Origin of the sequence: Pricia sp., assembly GCF_041745955.1 — a bacterium.
Taxonomy (GTDB): domain Bacteria; phylum Bacteroidota; class Bacteroidia; order Flavobacteriales; family Flavobacteriaceae; genus Pricia.
The window spans coordinates 1-15,663 of the sequence record NZ_JBGTHY010000357.1; the positions used below are offsets into that span (position 1 = coordinate 1).

General features: G+C 45.9%; 14 protein-coding genes. 9 read left to right on the forward strand and 5 right to left on the reverse strand.

Annotated elements, in window-relative coordinates; genetic code table 11:
- The 3 genes from tilS to ACEW8S_RS13315 form a co-directional block, all read right to left on the reverse strand.
- Positions 1-733 (reverse strand): tRNA lysidine(34) synthetase TilS (tilS, locus tag ACEW8S_RS13305; RefSeq protein ID WP_373518630.1); only part of this gene is annotated, 733 nt, incomplete at its 3' end.
- Positions 734-868: 135 nt separating this feature from the next.
- Positions 869-2,170, reverse strand: coding sequence for an anthranilate synthase component I family protein (locus ACEW8S_RS13310; RefSeq protein WP_373518641.1), 1,302 nt, complete (start codon positions 2,168-2,170; stop codon positions 869-871).
- An 11-nt stretch (positions 2,171-2,181) separates the two neighbouring features.
- Positions 2,182-2,715 carry an NADPH-dependent FMN reductase gene (locus ACEW8S_RS13315; RefSeq protein WP_373518631.1) on the reverse strand — a complete coding sequence of 178 codons (534 nt, stop codon included), beginning with the start codon at positions 2,713-2,715 and terminating at the stop codon, positions 2,182-2,184.
- Between the two features lie 143 nt (positions 2,716-2,858).
- On the opposite strand from ACEW8S_RS13315, the gene ACEW8S_RS13320 reads away from it, so the two are divergent.
- The gene (locus ACEW8S_RS13320; protein WP_373518632.1) at positions 2,859-4,043 is read left to right on the forward strand and encodes a heparan-alpha-glucosaminide N-acetyltransferase domain-containing protein; all 1,185 of its coding nucleotides are present in this window, start codon (positions 2,859-2,861) and stop codon (positions 4,041-4,043) included.
- 82 nt (positions 4,044-4,125) lie between these two features.
- A complete protein-coding gene (locus ACEW8S_RS13325; RefSeq protein ID WP_373518633.1) occupies positions 4,126-4,359 on the forward strand; it encodes a CDGSH iron-sulfur domain-containing protein in 234 nt (77 codons plus the stop codon).
- Between the two features lie 289 nt (positions 4,360-4,648).
- Here the strand turns inward: ACEW8S_RS13325 and lpdA are convergent, their stop codons facing one another.
- Positions 4,649-6,055 carry a dihydrolipoyl dehydrogenase gene (lpdA, locus tag ACEW8S_RS13330; RefSeq protein ID WP_373518634.1) on the reverse strand — a complete coding sequence of 469 codons (1,407 nt, stop codon included), beginning with the start codon at positions 6,053-6,055 and terminating at the stop codon, positions 4,649-4,651.
- Between the two features lie 220 nt (positions 6,056-6,275).
- Between lpdA and nhaC the strand changes: the two genes are divergently transcribed.
- From nhaC to ribB, 7 genes are all read left to right on the forward strand, one after another.
- Complete coding sequence (gene nhaC / locus ACEW8S_RS13335; protein ID WP_373518635.1) at positions 6,276-7,766, forward strand: Na+/H+ antiporter NhaC; 1,491 nt, start codon at positions 6,276-6,278, stop codon at positions 7,764-7,766.
- A gap of 171 nt (positions 7,767-7,937) precedes the next feature.
- Positions 7,938-8,444 carry a thiol peroxidase gene (gene tpx / locus ACEW8S_RS13340; RefSeq protein ID WP_373518636.1) on the forward strand — a complete coding sequence of 169 codons (507 nt, stop codon included), beginning with the start codon at positions 7,938-7,940 and terminating at the stop codon, positions 8,442-8,444.
- Entirely contained in the window at positions 8,437-8,802 is a 366-nt protein-coding gene (locus tag ACEW8S_RS13345; RefSeq protein ID WP_373518637.1) for a diacylglycerol kinase, read from the forward strand. Before tpx ends, ACEW8S_RS13345 begins: the two co-directional genes overlap by 8 nt.
- Positions 8,803-8,883: 81 nt before the next feature.
- On the forward strand, positions 8,884-11,265 hold the full coding sequence (locus ACEW8S_RS13350; protein WP_373518638.1) for a DNA translocase FtsK 4TM domain-containing protein: 2,382 nt from the start codon (positions 8,884-8,886) through the stop codon (positions 11,263-11,265).
- Positions 11,266-11,388: 123 nt separating this feature from the next.
- Complete coding sequence (locus ACEW8S_RS13355; protein ID WP_373518642.1) at positions 11,389-12,036, forward strand: outer membrane lipoprotein carrier protein LolA; 648 nt, start codon at positions 11,389-11,391, stop codon at positions 12,034-12,036.
- Between the two features lie 102 nt (positions 12,037-12,138).
- Positions 12,139-13,683 carry an LptF/LptG family permease gene (locus ACEW8S_RS13360; RefSeq protein ID WP_373518643.1) on the forward strand — a complete coding sequence of 515 codons (1,545 nt, stop codon included), beginning with the start codon at positions 12,139-12,141 and terminating at the stop codon, positions 13,681-13,683.
- Positions 13,680-14,810 carry a 3,4-dihydroxy-2-butanone-4-phosphate synthase gene (gene ribB / locus ACEW8S_RS13365; RefSeq protein ID WP_373518639.1) on the forward strand — a complete coding sequence of 377 codons (1,131 nt, stop codon included), beginning with the start codon at positions 13,680-13,682 and terminating at the stop codon, positions 14,808-14,810. Before ACEW8S_RS13360 ends, ribB begins: the two co-directional genes overlap by 4 nt.
- Positions 14,811-15,040: 230 nt before the next feature.
- Here the strand turns inward: ribB and ACEW8S_RS13370 are convergent.
- The coding region (locus tag ACEW8S_RS13370; RefSeq protein WP_373518640.1) for a DUF1080 domain-containing protein at positions 15,041-15,663 on the reverse strand (623 nt) is incomplete at its 5' end.

The window sequence follows — 15,663 nt, forward strand, 5'->3', positions numbered from 1 at the left end:
TCTTACCCTCTTCACGGAAAATGGCTTCCTTTAATCCGAGAATATGGTCGGCGGCTATCGAAGCCGTTTGGACCAGATAGGTTTGAGTTTTTCTAAAATTCTCCAAAAAATTAGGGTTCAACGCCTTTAGCAGTGGCAGTATTTGATGTCGGATGTTGTTCCGAAGATATTTGGTATCGGCGTTGCTACTGTCTTCGCGCCATTCGATATTTTCATCGTGGGCGTAGGTCTCGATCTGCTCCCGTGAAAAAGCCAACAATGGCCGTGAGATGCTATCCGTTTTTTCTGGTATTCCCGTTAAACCTTCGATACCGGTGCCACGGGATAGATTAATCAGAAAAGTTTCTAGATTATCATCGGCGTGATGTGCGGTGACCAAGGTTTTGATGCCGGTTTTTTGCATGAGTCCAGCAAACCAGGTATAGCGAAGCGATCTGGCTGCCATTTGCACCGAAACTTTATGTTCATATACATAATCCATTGTATAGAAATGGGTTATGTATTTTTTTTTGTTCAACCTGTTGGCCGTTTCCGCAACGAATTCTTCATCGGCATCACTATCCGTCCCACGCAAACGGAAATTGCAATGTGCTAGGGCAAAATCCATTCCACATCGTGAACACAGATCGGTCAAAACCATGCTATCGATGCCTCCGCTACTGGCCAATAGGAAGGGCGTTTTCAGCAGCTCCGGAAACTTCGTTTCGATATGGGTTTTAAATGACCGTAACATGCAACAAAGGTAGTGAAGAAGTTAAGAGTGTAGCGTTGTGGGTTCAGAACTATACAGTTGATCAGAAATATATAAACCGCTAAACTTTTAAACTTTTTTTGAACTTGAACTTGAACTTAGACTTGAATTTGCGCCTTAACCACCTCCTAGAACCTCACGCATAGCCTTTGCTTTCAACAAGCACTCCTCATATTCGTTTGCTGGAACGGATTTGGCGGTAATGGCACTACCAACCGCATAGGAAACATATTTTTCCGTGGCGTTGTAGAGAATACTGCGAATGACCACATTAAAATCAAAATCCCCCTCAGGAGTAAAGTAGCCTACTGCACCACTATAAAGTCCGCGTTTAAACGCCTCCAGTTCTTCGATAATCTGCATGGCCGATATTTTGGGGGCACCGGTCATACTGCCCATAGGGAAGGTTTCCCTGATAATTTCAACGGGATCTGCCTTTTCGGAAACTTCGGCCGTTACGGTCGAAATCATTTGGTGCACTTGTTCGAACGAATAGACCTCGCACAGTTCTTCTACGTATACACTGCCTTTGACAGCGCTCTTGGAGAGGTCGTTGCGCACCAAATCGACAATCATGATGTTTTCCGCCCGCTCCTTCGCATCCTTTTTTAAGCCGGATCGCAACGCCGCATCCGTTTCAGGGTTTGGGGAACGTTTTGCCGTGCCTTTGATCGGCTGGGAGATAATTTTGCGTCCTTTTTTTCTCAAATAGCGTTCGGGGGAGGCGGACAACAGGAATTTATCTTGGAATTTAAAAAAAACGGCAAAGGGCGCTTTTGAAATGGAATTTAGTTTCCGATAGGTTTTAAGCGCATCGATTTCGGTGTTTTCCGCATAAAATTCCTGACAAAAATTGGCTTCGTAAATGTCGCCCCGATGAATATGGGCGAGCATTTCATCGACCCTTCTAAAATAATCGTCCTTAAAAGTGCGCAGTTTAATGCGGATGCCGTCCGAAGCCTGAACGCCATCCTTCCGAGGTAATTTTCCTTTGGAAATCGCCTTAAAATCATCTTCGATGTCATCTTCCACCAAATTCAAATAGATAAAATCAACGGTATTCCCCCTAATTCGGATAATTTTTTTAGGCTGGAAAAAAAACAGGTCGGGAAAATGCAGTCCGTCGAAATTTTCTGAAGATAACTGCTCCACGTCGTTTTTGAGGTCATAGCCGAGATAGCCGAAAATCCAATCTCGTACCGTTTCTTGATATTCCTTTAAATCCGAAAAGGCATTTTGAACGTCAGTTACGAGCGAGGTAAGTCCGTCTACCGCCAACAAGGCGTCAAAGGCACCATAGCGATCTTGGTGGCCATTGCTATCCAACCAAACCACCTCGTCGAACTGCTGCGCCCAATCCAGTAACTTCCCTTTAAAACCATTAATTTCGGAAACGGTAATAGAAGCCGTTTTGCGCAAGGCCATCAATTTTAAAGTTTAGCGAGAAATCTTTTTAATGCCGCGGCATGGGCTTTGGCCAGTTCTGGATCGACGACCCCTTTGGTCCCAACTAAATTCTCATGGAAAGACGGTAACGGGAACGTGGCCACTATCTCGGCGCCGAATCGCGGAAGTAGATTTTTCGTAACCTCCAAGGCACCGGCTCCTCCCCTTTTGCCGCCGGAAGTGGACATCAGGAGAATCGGCTTTTCGTTTAAAAATTTCCGCTCCGTCCGCGATAACCAATCGATAAGGTTTTTAAAATAGGCAGAAGGGTTGCTATTGTGCTCATTTACCGAAATAATAAGTCCGTCGGCCTTGGCAATGTCATCTTTCAGGGCTATCAAAGCGTCCGAATGCCCATGTTCCTTTTCATAATCAGCGCTATACATCGGAAAAGGAAAATTCGCCATGTCCAAGAGCTGGATTTTATGTCCCTCGATCAACAAAACCGTATGTTTGACCCATTGAAAATTTATGGATGTTGAAGAATTACTGCCAGCAAAGGCCAATATCGTAGCCATAACGTATTTTTTGGAGTGTGTTTTGGCGAAAATATATTAAAAACAGTTGAATTGCGACTATTTTATCTAATTTTGCACCGCAAAACATCCAAATGTACTGTTGTACAAGTATATAGGATGAAGGAAGGCAAATCGGAACTAAAGTGGAAAACAAGACTAACAGACTATATTTCATCGACGCCATGCGGGCCTGGGCGATTCTCATGATGCTTCAAGGGCATTTTGTGGACGGACTTCTGGATACGGCATTTCGCGACGCTTCCAGTCCGGTATTCGCTGTCTGGAAGTATTTTAGGGGGATTACCGCACCGGTTTTCTTTACCGTTTCCGGATTTATTTTTACCTATCTTCTGGTTCGGGGCGACAAACAGGGAATAAAAAACCCGAGGGTCAAAAAGGGAATCAAACGTGGCTTGGAACTCCTTTTTATAGGCTATCTGCTGCGAATGAACCTGTTCGGACTTCTACAAGGTGAACTCTACGCCTCTTTTTATCTGGTGGATGTTTTACATTGCATCGGACTTTCCCTATTAGGTATTATCGGGATTTATTTGATAGCGCAAAAACACAAGAAATCCCTCTTACCCTTTCTTTTATTGGGTGTTACCTTATTCCTATTTCTACTTGAACCCCTTTATAAGACGTGGGGCTTTACCTTTCTTCCGGATGCTTTCGCGAACTACCTGACCAAATCGAACGGATCTGTATTCACCATTTTCCCATGGTTCGGCTATGCTGCCTTTGGGGGCTTTGTGTCCCTGTTATTTACCAAATTCAAGAATTTTAAATATTTATATCCGGCGGCTATCGCGATAGCGACAATAGGAGGCTTAGTATTGATTTTTAGCTCGACCGAGGTATTCCTTTCCTTCTCAAGAGCGACTGGAATACAATTGTTCGCCGATGTTTTCTTTAACAACTATCTGTTTATCCGATTGGGAGATGTGCTTCTGGTCTTTGCCCTATTCATGTTGCTGCGAAGTTTTCTGAAAAGCCCTACCGTTCTTAAAATAGGACAGAGCACTTTGTCCATCTACATTGTCCACTTCGTCATTCTCTACGGAAGTTTTACGGGATTGGGACTTTACAGGTTTCTGCATCATTCCCTAACTCCCACCCTAGCGATTTCAGGGGCCCTGGTGTTTATGGCCATTAGCACCTATACCGCCCTGCAATACGAAAAGCACAAAGTTTCCATCAAATTAAGACTGGCTACGGCAGGAAAATACGCATTGGTACAATTGGAAATAGTGGGTTCTAGTGCCCTGGAGTTTGGTAAAGATCGGCTTTATAAATTAATGCGCCGTTTTGGCCTTGTGAAGAACTAAACTACCATCACCTAAAGATCGGTCGGTTTGATTTCCAAATCTTTCTTCGTTATCTTAGCCCCAAAACAATCCACTTTTGACAATGGGCGATAAAAGCTACAATCCGATACAGGTCGATTTGAAGACCGATAAACGTTATTCTTGGTGTACCTGTAGTTTTAGCAGCGAACAACCTTTCTGCGATGGCTCGCACAAGGCTAAGAGAGCCACCCCACCTATGGTATTCGAGGTCAAGGAAGACCGTGATGCCTGGCTGTGCACCTGTAAACGTACTGGTACCCCACCGTACTGTGATGGCTCGCATAAAACGGTATGACATCTATTCAAAGAGATGTTTATAACCAGAATCTAGTGAATTATGCGCTAAGAACACGATGATATCAACTATAATTGAGACCGGTAAAGGTAAACACCTGAAAATCGTTGACTCCCGATTGAAACTCCGGGGTGTAGGCCCGTATTTCCATTCTGTCATAATTCTCTGGAATTGGAAAATTATACAGTTTTAGGAAACCAAGGAATTACATCAAAAACCGAAATTCTCCTGCAACCGCAAATCAGGAGGATATAACTAATGGGGCAGTACAGCATCACAACCCTAGACATCAAACATGCAACGCCCTATCCCCCGTTGCCGCAAGCGCAGCTTCTTTCACCGCTTCGGCATAGGTAGGGTGCGAATGGCTCATTCTGGAAATATCTTCCGCGGAAGCCCGGAATTCCATGGCAGTAACGGCTTCGGCGATCAGGTCGGCGCAACGGGCGCCGATCATGTGTACGCCCAGCACCTCGTCCGTTTTTTTGTCGGCCAGTATTTTCACGAATCCATCGAGATCCATACTTGCCCGTGCGCGACCTAATGCACGCATCGGGAATTGGCCGGATTTGTATTCGACGCCCGCTTCTTTCAATTCCTCTTCGGTTTTTCCAACGGCGGCCACTTCGGGCCAGGTATAGACCACGCCGGGAATCAGGTTGTAATCGATATGTGGTTTTTGACCGGCCAGTTGTTCCGCGACCAAAGTACCTTCTTCTTCTGCCTTATGCGCCAACATGGCACCACGGATGACATCTCCGATGGCATAAATGGTATCGGTAGCGGTCTGTAAGTGGTCATTGACTTCCACTCTTCCCTTGTCGTCGATTTTCACACCGGCCGCTTCTGCGTTCAACCCGTCGGTATATGGGCGGCGGCCAACGGAAACTAGGCAATAGTCACCCTTGAACTCCACTTCCTCTCCTTTTTTGTTGTCGGCCTTAACGATGATTTCATCCCCTTTTCGCTCTATGGATTTTACCTTGTGCGAAAGATTGAAATTCACCTTCTGCTTTTTCATTACTTTCATCAATTCCTTGGACAGTGCGGCATCCATAGTGGGAATGATACGGTCAAGATACTCAATGACGGTGACTTCGGCGCCTAGACGTTTATATACTTGGCCCAGTTCAAGCCCGATTACCCCGCCACCGATAACGATCATGTGCTTGGGAATTTCCTTTAACTTCAAGGCTTCCGTCGACGTGATAACGCGATCTTTGTCCAATTCAATAAAAGGTAGATTTGAAGGTTTACTTCCGGTAGCGATTATAATATTCTTCGCTTCAATGGTTTCCGTTTTTCCCTCACTATTCTTGATATCGATATGCGTCTTGTCCTTAAAACTGCCCAATCCCTCATAAACGGTAATATCATTTTTCTTCATCAAGAACTTTACCCCATCACAAGTCTGATCGACAACGGACTGCTTTCGAGCGATCATTTTTTCCAAATTTACCTTGATCTCCCCTGGGATATCGATACCATGCTCCTCAAAATGTTTCACGGCATCCTCATAATGATGCGAAGAATCCAGCAACGCTTTTGAGGGAATACAACCTACATTGAGACAAGTGCCTCCCAAAGTACTATACTTTTCGATTATCGCCGTCTTCATTCCCAATTGTGCACATCTAATGGCAGCAACATAGCCTCCGGGCCCCGAGCCGATAACGGCTACATCATATGAACTCATAATTTTCACTTTGAATTAGGATACAAAATTAACAATATTTTCCGGTTACATGGCAAAATCCCAACAATCCGCCTTCCTCTTGGCACTGACCGCAATACGGTTTGTGGTGCTTTACTTTGCGCATGGCGTATGACGTAAATCGAATAGCGCAACGCAGAGTTGCACAACCGTATCCAAAATCGTAATATTACCGGATTCCATATTACGTAACCCAACTTCAATGAAAGGTCCCCAATCCGGTAAGCACCGCGAAAACCAAGGTGTGATTGAAAATAATGAGCTGAGCATTTGGGAGGCTTTGATTCCCGTCTTCGTTTTGGTAGCTATGCTCGCCTACAATGTATATGTATTCGGAGACGATGCCCTGAGCGGATCCAACCAATTCATCCTTTTACTTGGCGGTGCGGTTGCTGCCATTGTGGGCCTTCTGAACAAGGTGCCCTATAAACAAATGCTGGCAGAAGTTGCGGAAAACGTAAAATCTACCACCGGCGCCCTTTTAATCCTCTTAATGGTCGGGGCCTTGGCAGGCACTTGGTTGATCAGTGGCATTATTCCCGCTATGATCTACTATGGACTTCAGGTATTGAACCCCACAATATTCTTGGGAGCCTGTGTTTTTATATGTGCCATCATTTCGGTAGCTACAGGAAGTAGTTGGACGACATCCGCCACGGTCGGCATTGCCCTGATAGGTATAGGAAATGCCTTAGGTATCTCTTTAGGGATGACCGCAGGCGCGGTACTTTCAGGCGCCTATTTCGGGGACAAACTTTCCCCCCTGAGCGACACCACCAATTTGGCACCTGCCATGGCGGGCGGAGAGCTTTTTGACCATATACAGTATATGTTGTATACCACGGTACCCACGATTACAGTTACCCTAATTGCCTTTATTATTATAGGATTGAACCTTGATACCAGCGGAACAGCGGATATTGAGTCACTCTTGACCTCAATAGAGGCTACCTTTACCATCAACGGTTGGCTTTTTATAGTACCGGCCTTTGTAATTTTCCTCATTGTCAAGAAAACCCCGCCCTTGGCAGCTCTATTGATCGGCACCCTGTTAGGTGGGGTATTTGCATTGATCTTTCAACCGGATGTGGTCGCGGGCATAACCGGGGCAAAAACACTTTCTTTTCAATCGGGCTACAGAGGCATTTTGGAAGCCATAACGGTGGAAACTTCGATACCGACGGATAACCCCGTCCTTAACGATCTGTTCTCCGCAAGGGGCATGTCAGGTATGTTGGGTACGATTTGGCTGATCGTTTGCGCCATGGTCTTTGGGGGCATCATGGAAGGAATCGGTGCCTTGGCCCGAATTACCAAATCCCTATTGGTCATGGCCAAGACCACTTTCGGACTCTTTGCGAGCACCGTAGGAAGCTGTCTGGCACTTAATGTTACCGCCTCGGATCAATACCTCGCTATCGTAGTGCCCGGAAAAATGTTCAGTAAAGCCTATGAAGACCGGGGGTTGGCCCCTGAAAACCTGAGCAGGACCTTGGAGGATTCCGGCACAGTCACTTCGGTATTGATTCCCTGGAATACCTGCGGAGCCTATCACAGCGGAGTTCTGGGCGTGCCAACCATGGACTATGCCCTTTTCGCCATCTTTAATTGGTTGAGTCCCATGATGACCCTACTATTTGCCGCCTTCCACATCAAGATCAAAATGTTGACTTCCAAAACTACTTCTTATTAAACCGTACGCTTTACGCCTTGTTAAGCCAACGAATCAATCGGTGACATTGCAGGGCTTCTTCGCCGCTGCACAAGCGCTCAGCTTCTAATGATTGCGATTAAATTTTATCGTATACGATTATTTTCCCTATATATTTCATAATTTCACCTTCCACAAAAAAATCCAGAACACATGGCAAAAATAACCCTAAAGGGCAACGAAATACACACCATCGGCAGCCTGCCATCTACCGGCGCTAAGGCACCGGATTTTGAGTTGACAAAGACAGACCTTTCCAAGGCATCCCTTTCCGATTATTCGGGAAAAAGAACGGTATTGAACGTATTTCCCAGCATCGATACCGGCACCTGTGCCCAATCGGTACGTAAATTCAATGAAGAGGTTGCCAAGCTGGATAACACGAAGGTATTGTGCATCTCTAAAGACCTACCCTTCGCTCAAGCCCGGTTTTGCGGTGCCGAAGGTATCGAAAACGTCGAAATGCTATCCGATTTTCGCAACGGGAATTTTGGTAGGGCCTACAATCTCGAATTTTCCGACGGTCCGCTACAATCTTTACTCTCCCGGGTCGTTGTAGTGATTAACGAAAACCAAGAGATTGTCTATACCGAGCAGGTTCCAGAAATCGTCGACGAACCTGATTATAAGGCAGCTCTAGAAGCACTTACCAATGCCTAAGGAACCATTTTTAAAAAATCGGATCAAAAGTGTGGGCTTCGCGTTTCGCGGGGCCCTTCTTTTGATCCGTACCGAAGCTAGCATCAAAATACAGGTCGCTCTGGCCATTTTGATGACCGCTGCCGGTTTTTACTTCGAAATATCCAACACGGAGTGGATTTTTCAAGTACTCGCCATTGCGCTAGTGTTCGGTATCGAAGGTGCCAACACGGCCATCGAGAAACTATGTGACTTCATCCATCCGGAATTCGACAAACGAATAGGCTTTATCAAAGATGTTTCCGCCGGGGCCGTAATGCTCGTTTCCATAGGAGCCATCATTGTCGGACTTATCATTTATCTACCTAAAATATTTTAAAGCGGCGATTCCAAATCCGACTCCTTCCCCGACAAATTCGTAATTTAGCCCCCGGAAATAGAAAATTCCTTAAAAAGATAGATGGCAAAAAAGGTTCGAAAATCAAAGCCGAAACCCAATAAAAAGGGTTTTTCCCTACGATTATCCAAACAGAACAAAATTATTTTGGGCAGCCTGTTGATATTGCTCAGCATGGCCCTGTTCTTCTCTTTCGTCTCCTTTTATTTCACTTGGCAAGACGACCAAAGCCTGTTGACGGAGTTCGCGGATAGAAACGAAGGGGCGAAGAACCTGCTCAACAAATTCGGGGCGAGTGTCAGCCATTTTGTGGTCTATAAAGGTTTCGGTGTTGCCTCGTTGATACTAACGATTCTGCTCTGTGTAACGGGTCTTTATTATTTCTTGAGCCTTGAGAAAAAAGGACTGTTCAAAAAATGGATCTGGGGCTTGATCTTTATGATATGGATTTCTATAGCCCTTGGTTTTCTGGCGGATACAAGACCCTTATTGGGCGGTTTGGTCGGCTATGAAATGAATGATTTTTTACAGGATTATACAGGAAAAATCGGCGTGTTTCTACTATTGCTCTTTGGATTGACCTTTATCCTCGTCCGCCTTTTTGAGTTTACGCCCGATGGGATGGCCAGTTTCTTTAGGACAAAAACAGCTTCTTTGGCTTCGGATTTTAAGGGAAGTGCAAAAACCGATACCTCGACCGCAACATCGGATGACATCCTATTAAACACCGAAAAGGATATTCCCGTAACCATCGACACCTACACCCATAAAAAGGATATTCCTGCGCTTGAAAAGAAAAAGCAGTCCAAAGACGGGTTTGAAGTTACGGTTCCCGTTGAGGAAGAAATCGACGAGCTAGCCATGGAAGTGGAAAAAATCGTGGAGGAAAAGGAAGAAAAAGATAATACGGCGGACAAGTTGGTCGCCGATTTCGGGGAGTTCGATCCGACCCTGGAACTGGGCAGCTATAAGTTTCCCACGATGGACCTCTTAGATCAGCACGGTGTAACGGGCGGTATCACAATAAATCAAGAGGAATTGGAGAACAACAAGAATAAAATTGTTGAAACCCTCAAGAACTACAAAATAGGTATCGCGCAGATTAAAGCGACCATCGGACCTACCGTGACCCTTTACGAAATCGTACCCGAAGCGGGCATCCGTATTTCGAAAATCAAGAACTTAGAGGACGATATCGCCCTTTCCCTTGCTGCACTCGGTATACGTATCATTGCGCCTATACCCGGGAAAGGCACCATTGGTATCGAAGTGCCGAACAAAAATGCGACCGTTGTATCCATGCGCTCCGTCATCGCCTCGAGCAAGTTCCAAAAGGCGGAAATGGAATTGCCCATCGCTTTCGGCAAGACCATTAGTAACGAGACCTTTGTAGTAGATCTGGCCAAAATGCCGCATATGCTGATGGCGGGGGCAACCGGTCAGGGAAAATCCGTTGGCCTGAACGCGGTACTCACATCCCTACTTTACAAAAAGCATCCCGCGGAGGTGAAATTCATCCTTGTTGACCCTAAAAAGGTAGAACTGACGCTGTACAACAAAATCGAACGCCACTTTCTGGCCAAGCTGCCCGGGTCCGATGAGGCGATTATTACGGACAATACCAAGGTAATAAACACCCTTAACTCCCTCTGCATCGAAATGGACGACCGGTACGAGTTGCTCAAAGTTGCCATGGTGCGGAATATCAAGGAATACAACACCAAATTCAAGGCCCGAAAACTAAACCCCAACGACGGGCACAAATTTCTGCCCTATATTGTGTTGATCATCGATGAGTTCGCCGACCTTATCATGACGGCCGGTAAGGAGGTCGAAACGCCCATTGCCCGTTTGGCGCAGTTGGCACGGGCCATCGGCATCCACTTGATCATTGCGACCCAGCGGCCATCGGTCAATGTGATCACGGGTATCATCAAAGCGAACTTCCCGGCGCGTATCGCCTTCCGGGTGACGTCGAAAATCGATTCCCGTACGATTTTAGATGCCCAAGGTGCGGATCAGCTCATTGGGCGCGGTGATATGCTGTTCACTCAGGGCAACGACGTGACCCGTATACAATGTGCCTTTGTCGATACGCCCGAAGTGGGCAAGATTACGGAATATATCGGGTCGCAACGGGCATATCCGCAAGCCTATGAACTTCCGGAATATTCCGGGGAGGATTCTGGCACAAACCTTGATTATGATATCGCGGACAGGGACGCCCTTTTTCAGGAAGCCGCCGAGGTCATTGTAATTGCCCAACAAGGTTCGGCATCCCTCATCCAAAGAAAATTGAAACTGGGCTATAACCGCGCGGGACGCATCGTCGACCAGCTCGAAGCAGCGGGTATCGTCGGTCCCTTCGAGGGCAGTAAGGCGCGACAGGTACTTGTATCAGATCTGGCAGCTTTGGACCAGTTGTTGAACAATGAGCTTAAATAGACGTGAGATTAGAGACCAGAGACCAGAAAATGGAAAATTTTACTATTGGGAACAAGGTTTGTAAATTTTAAGCCCATAGGTTCATGTAACTATAACAGAAATAAAAACGAACACTTAAAAATGATGAAAAAACTATTCTCCTTAATCTGTATTACCGTTTTATCGGCAACAACTACAATGGCTCAAAGCTCCAACGAGGCCAAGGCTTTGCTCGAAGAGGTGTACAGCAAAGTCAAAAGCTACGACAATATCGTAATCGATTTCAAATATGTATTAAACAATAAAGAAGCGGGCATCAATCAAGAGACCCGGGGCAATGTTACCTTGGAGGGCGAAAAATATGTAGCCGATCTTTTCGGGGCGCAGCAGATTTTCGACGGATCAAAAGTATATACGGTGGTACCTGAAAACCAAGAAGTCACCATCGAGGACAAGTCCGAAGATGAAAATGCCCTGACCCCGGCCAAGATGTTGACGTTCTATCGTGAAGACCATAGTTACGAGATGGGGGAACTAAAAACTATCGAGGGGAAAAAAATACAGTACGTTACATTGACTCCGATGGACACCGATTCCGAAACCGAGTCCATCTTATTGGGTGTCGACGCGGAGACAAAGAATATTTATCAGGTCATAGAAAAGGGGCAAAACGGCACCACCACTACGTATACCGTTAATTCTTTCAAAACCGATCAATCCTTATCCGAAACCTTGTTTACTTTTGACGAGAAGAAATATGAGGATGATGGGTACTATATAATTGAAAATTAAGACCCAATAACCCTACCCGCAAACGAAATTACTTTGAGAATACTCGACCGGTACATTTTATCACGATTCCTGTATAACTTTCTCAGTTCGTTCGTGATTCTGATGTTTATTTTTGTCTTTCAGACCATTTGGCTGTTTATAGACGATTTTGCCGGAAAGGGACTTGACGTAGTCATTATCGGCAAGTTCTTTTTCTATATGATACCCAGCCTTACCGAAAAGGTACTTCCCCTAACGGTGCTGCTCGCCTCCATTTTGACCTTTGGTACTTTTGCGGAGAATTACGAGTTCGCCGCCATGAAGGCCTCCGGTATTTCGTTACAACGCTCCATGCTTCCCTTGATTGTTTTAATGGTCGTTTTGGGCGGCTTTACTTTCTATTTCGCGAACAACGTTATTCCAGCCTCCGAACAGAAAATCTATAATATGCGGCGTAATATCGCCAAGGTCAAACCCGCGGCGGCCATAGAAAAGGGAGTTTTCAGTGATTTTGAGGGAATGAGCATTAAAGTAGAGGATAAATATGGCGAACAAGACCGGTTTTTAAAAGATGTCATCATCCATCAGAAAACCGCGGCGAACGTAAATAGCACGGTCATCAAGGCGAAAACGGGGGAATTGATCAGTAGTGAGGCCTCCGAAGTTATTCAGTTGGTGCTGCGGGACGGTCATTATTATAGGGATATCGAGTCTAAAAAGGCTGCCGATAAGAAAAAACATCCTTTTGCCAAGGCGAATTTCAATATTTATAGGATGAACATCGAAATCCCCGAATTGGAAATGGATCTCGAGGAAGAAAATGTATCCAACCGGGAAAAGATGAAGAACGTTTCCCGCTTGTTAAAGGATATGGATTCGCTGGAACAGGATAACCGCCGCATCGTCGAGGCATTTTCCAAAAATATCGTGTTCCGTATGGGCGCCTTTGTGCCCATGGTTCCGCGCGATACCTCATTGACCCGCAAAATACAGGAACGGAAAAAAGATTCCTTGGCCCTGGTCGCTGCATCGGAAGATTCCTTGGCCATAATTGCGGCATCGCAGGGTACCAACAACAAAGCACAAACCGAAGGCGATACGACCGCCGTGGCACAATCCGATGCCCCAGTTCCAAACTTGGAAAAGGAGACATCCAAAGAACAAAATAACATCGTCGATCTTTTTCAGGATTGGCAAAAGTTACAACTGATGAACACGGCAAAGAATTCCGTTTCTAACATATTGACATCCGTTACCGGAAAAAAAATGGAGCTGGATAAACGGTACGAAATCCATAGAAGGCACATTTTTTCATTGCACGATAAATACGCCTTGGCCTTTTCTTGCATCATCCTGTTTTTCGTTGGTGCTCCATTGGGCGCCATCATCCGCAAAGGCGGCATCGGATTGCCCATGGTGATTGCCATTCTTCTTTTTTTGGCCTATTATTTCCTGGGCGTATTTGCCGAGAATTATTCCTATAAAGGAAACATCAATCCCATTTTGGGTGCATGGCTATCATCGATGATAATGTTACCTTTGGGCGTTTATTTGACCAAACGCGCCACAGCGGACAAAGGCATGATGAATTTCGGAAATGGTTTGGACCGTCTGAAAAGGCTTTTTACTAAAAAGGATAAAGATGCTAGGGCATCATCGGCGATATGAAAAAAAAAATTGTGCTGAACACCATCGAGGAAGCCATAACCGACATACGGAATGGTAAAATCATAATCGTGGTCGATGACGAAAACCGGGAGAACGAAGGCGATTTTATAGCCGCTGCGGAAAAAGTGACCCCGGAGATGATCAACTTTATGGCCAAACACGGCCGGGGTCTTATCTGTGCACCACTTACCGAAGACCGGTGCAGCGAACTTGGCCTCGAAATGATGGTGCGGAACAACACCGTTCTGCACCAGACCCAGTTTACCGTCTCCGTCGACCTGATCGGACAGGGCTGTACTACCGGAATTTCAGTGCACGACCGCTCAAAAACCATTTTATCGCTTGTTGATCCCAAGACAAAGCCCCATGATTTGGGAAGACCGGGACACATTTTCCCCCTCCGCTCCAAAAACGGTGGCGTTTTGAGGCGCACCGGCCATACAGAGGCAGCCATTGATTTGGCACGATTGGCAGGTTTGCAACCTGCCGGTATTTTGGTGGAGATATTAAACGAAGATGGTACCATGGCGCGTCTGCCGCAATTGGTGGAGGTAGCCAAAAAATTCGATCTTAAGATCATATCCATCGAAGATTTAGTCGCTTACCGTATGAACCACGATTCGCTCATCCAAAAGAAAGAGGAATTCGATATCGAGACCCGTTTCGGGAAATTCCGTCTGCACGCCTACCAACAGACCACCAACGATCAGATACATATCGCCCTGACCAAAGGGCATTGGAAAGCGGGCGAACCTGTGCTGACCCGTATTAACGCCACCTTGGTCAACAATGATATTTTAGGCACATTAACCAATAATCCCGATAAAAAACTGGAAGACATGTTCAATGCCATTAACACCGCCGAGAAAGGAGCCTTTGTCTTCATCAATCAAGAATCACAGTCCCTCAACCTCTTGAACCGTCTTTCCGAACTCAAGGAACTTCAGGGAAAAGGCATCTTCAAAGCCCCAAAAATCGATATGGATACCAAAGATTTCGGGGTCGGCGCCCAGATCCTGCACGATATTAATATCTCTAAAATCCGATTGCTTACGAATTCTACGCAGACCAAACGGGTCGGGATTGTGGGGTATGGGCTGGAGATTGTGGAACAAGTGGAGTATTGAAAAATCAGATTTGATAGTTCGAACATGAGACATTAGGTGAGAGACGCCAGATCTTGCACCTTAGAATAACATTCATTTAGTGGCTTCAATTCACATGGTCTAACATGTAATCCGAAATTACTTCCAACGCCGGTGACGAAATGGTTTCTTCGTTTCGTTTATATGGCTCCTGTCAAACAGACCGTTGAGGGCGAGGAATGTCAGGCCGGCTTTTTTCATTGTAATTCAGACTACAGTTTCCTAACCCAAATATTCCGAAACTGGGTCTTGTTGTCGTGATCTTGTAAGGAGATGACATCGTCGCCGTGGGCTGAGGGGTAGTTGTGAAGTCCGATATAATAGGTGTTGCCGTTGATGGTCGCGTTATTCTGTACCAAGACGCCGTTGTGGATGACCGTGATCGTTGCGGGGGTATCCAATTGTCCATCGGGCTTAAAACGGGGCGCCCGGTAGATCACATCATACGAATTCCATTCCAGGGGACTTCGCATGGCGTTGACCAAAGGGGCTTTATCCTTATAAATACTGCCGGCCTGTCCGTTGCGATAGGTACGGTTTTGGTAGGAATCCAATATTTGGAGTTCGTATCGGTTCTGTAAAAATAACCCGCTGTTGCCCCTGCCCTGGCTTTCGCCCTCTACCTTGTCTGGGGCGCTGAATTCAATGTGTAGCTGTACGTCCCCGAATTTCATCTTGGTCTGGATGTTTCCCGAACCAGGTACTACCTCGAAATGGTCGTTATCGACTATTTTCCACGGTGCCACTGCATTACCGTCCTTAGCGCTTACCCATTGGTCAAGATTCGTTCCATCGAAAAGGATGATGGCGTCGGACGGGGCATCGCCCAAGGTCT

What these genes read in the sequence shown, in the direction of transcription:
- ACEW8S_RS13315 (WP_373518631.1), bottom strand. Translation starts at nt 2,715, where the DNA reads ATGGCTACGATATTGGCCTTTGCTGGCAGTAATTCTTCAACATCCATA.
- ACEW8S_RS13325 (WP_373518633.1), top strand. Translation starts at nt 4,126, where the DNA reads ATGGGCGATAAAAGCTACAATCCGATACAGGTCGATTTGAAGACCGAT.
- lpdA (WP_373518634.1), bottom strand. Translation starts at nt 6,055, where the DNA reads ATGAGTTCATATGATGTAGCCGTTATCGGCTCGGGGCCCGGAGGCTAT.
- nhaC (WP_373518635.1), top strand. Translation starts at nt 6,276, where the DNA reads ATGAAAGGTCCCCAATCCGGTAAGCACCGCGAAAACCAAGGTGTGATT.
- tpx (WP_373518636.1), top strand. Translation starts at nt 7,938, where the DNA reads ATGGCAAAAATAACCCTAAAGGGCAACGAAATACACACCATCGGCAGC.
- ACEW8S_RS13345 (WP_373518637.1), top strand. Translation starts at nt 8,437, where the DNA reads ATGCCTAAGGAACCATTTTTAAAAAATCGGATCAAAAGTGTGGGCTTC.
- ACEW8S_RS13350 (WP_373518638.1), top strand. Translation starts at nt 8,884, where the DNA reads ATGGCAAAAAAGGTTCGAAAATCAAAGCCGAAACCCAATAAAAAGGGT.
- ACEW8S_RS13355 (WP_373518642.1), top strand. Translation starts at nt 11,389, where the DNA reads ATGAAAAAACTATTCTCCTTAATCTGTATTACCGTTTTATCGGCAACA.
- ACEW8S_RS13360 (WP_373518643.1), top strand. Translation starts at nt 12,139, where the DNA reads ATGTTTATTTTTGTCTTTCAGACCATTTGGCTGTTTATAGACGATTTT.
- ribB (WP_373518639.1), top strand. Translation starts at nt 13,680, where the DNA reads ATGAAAAAAAAAATTGTGCTGAACACCATCGAGGAAGCCATAACCGAC.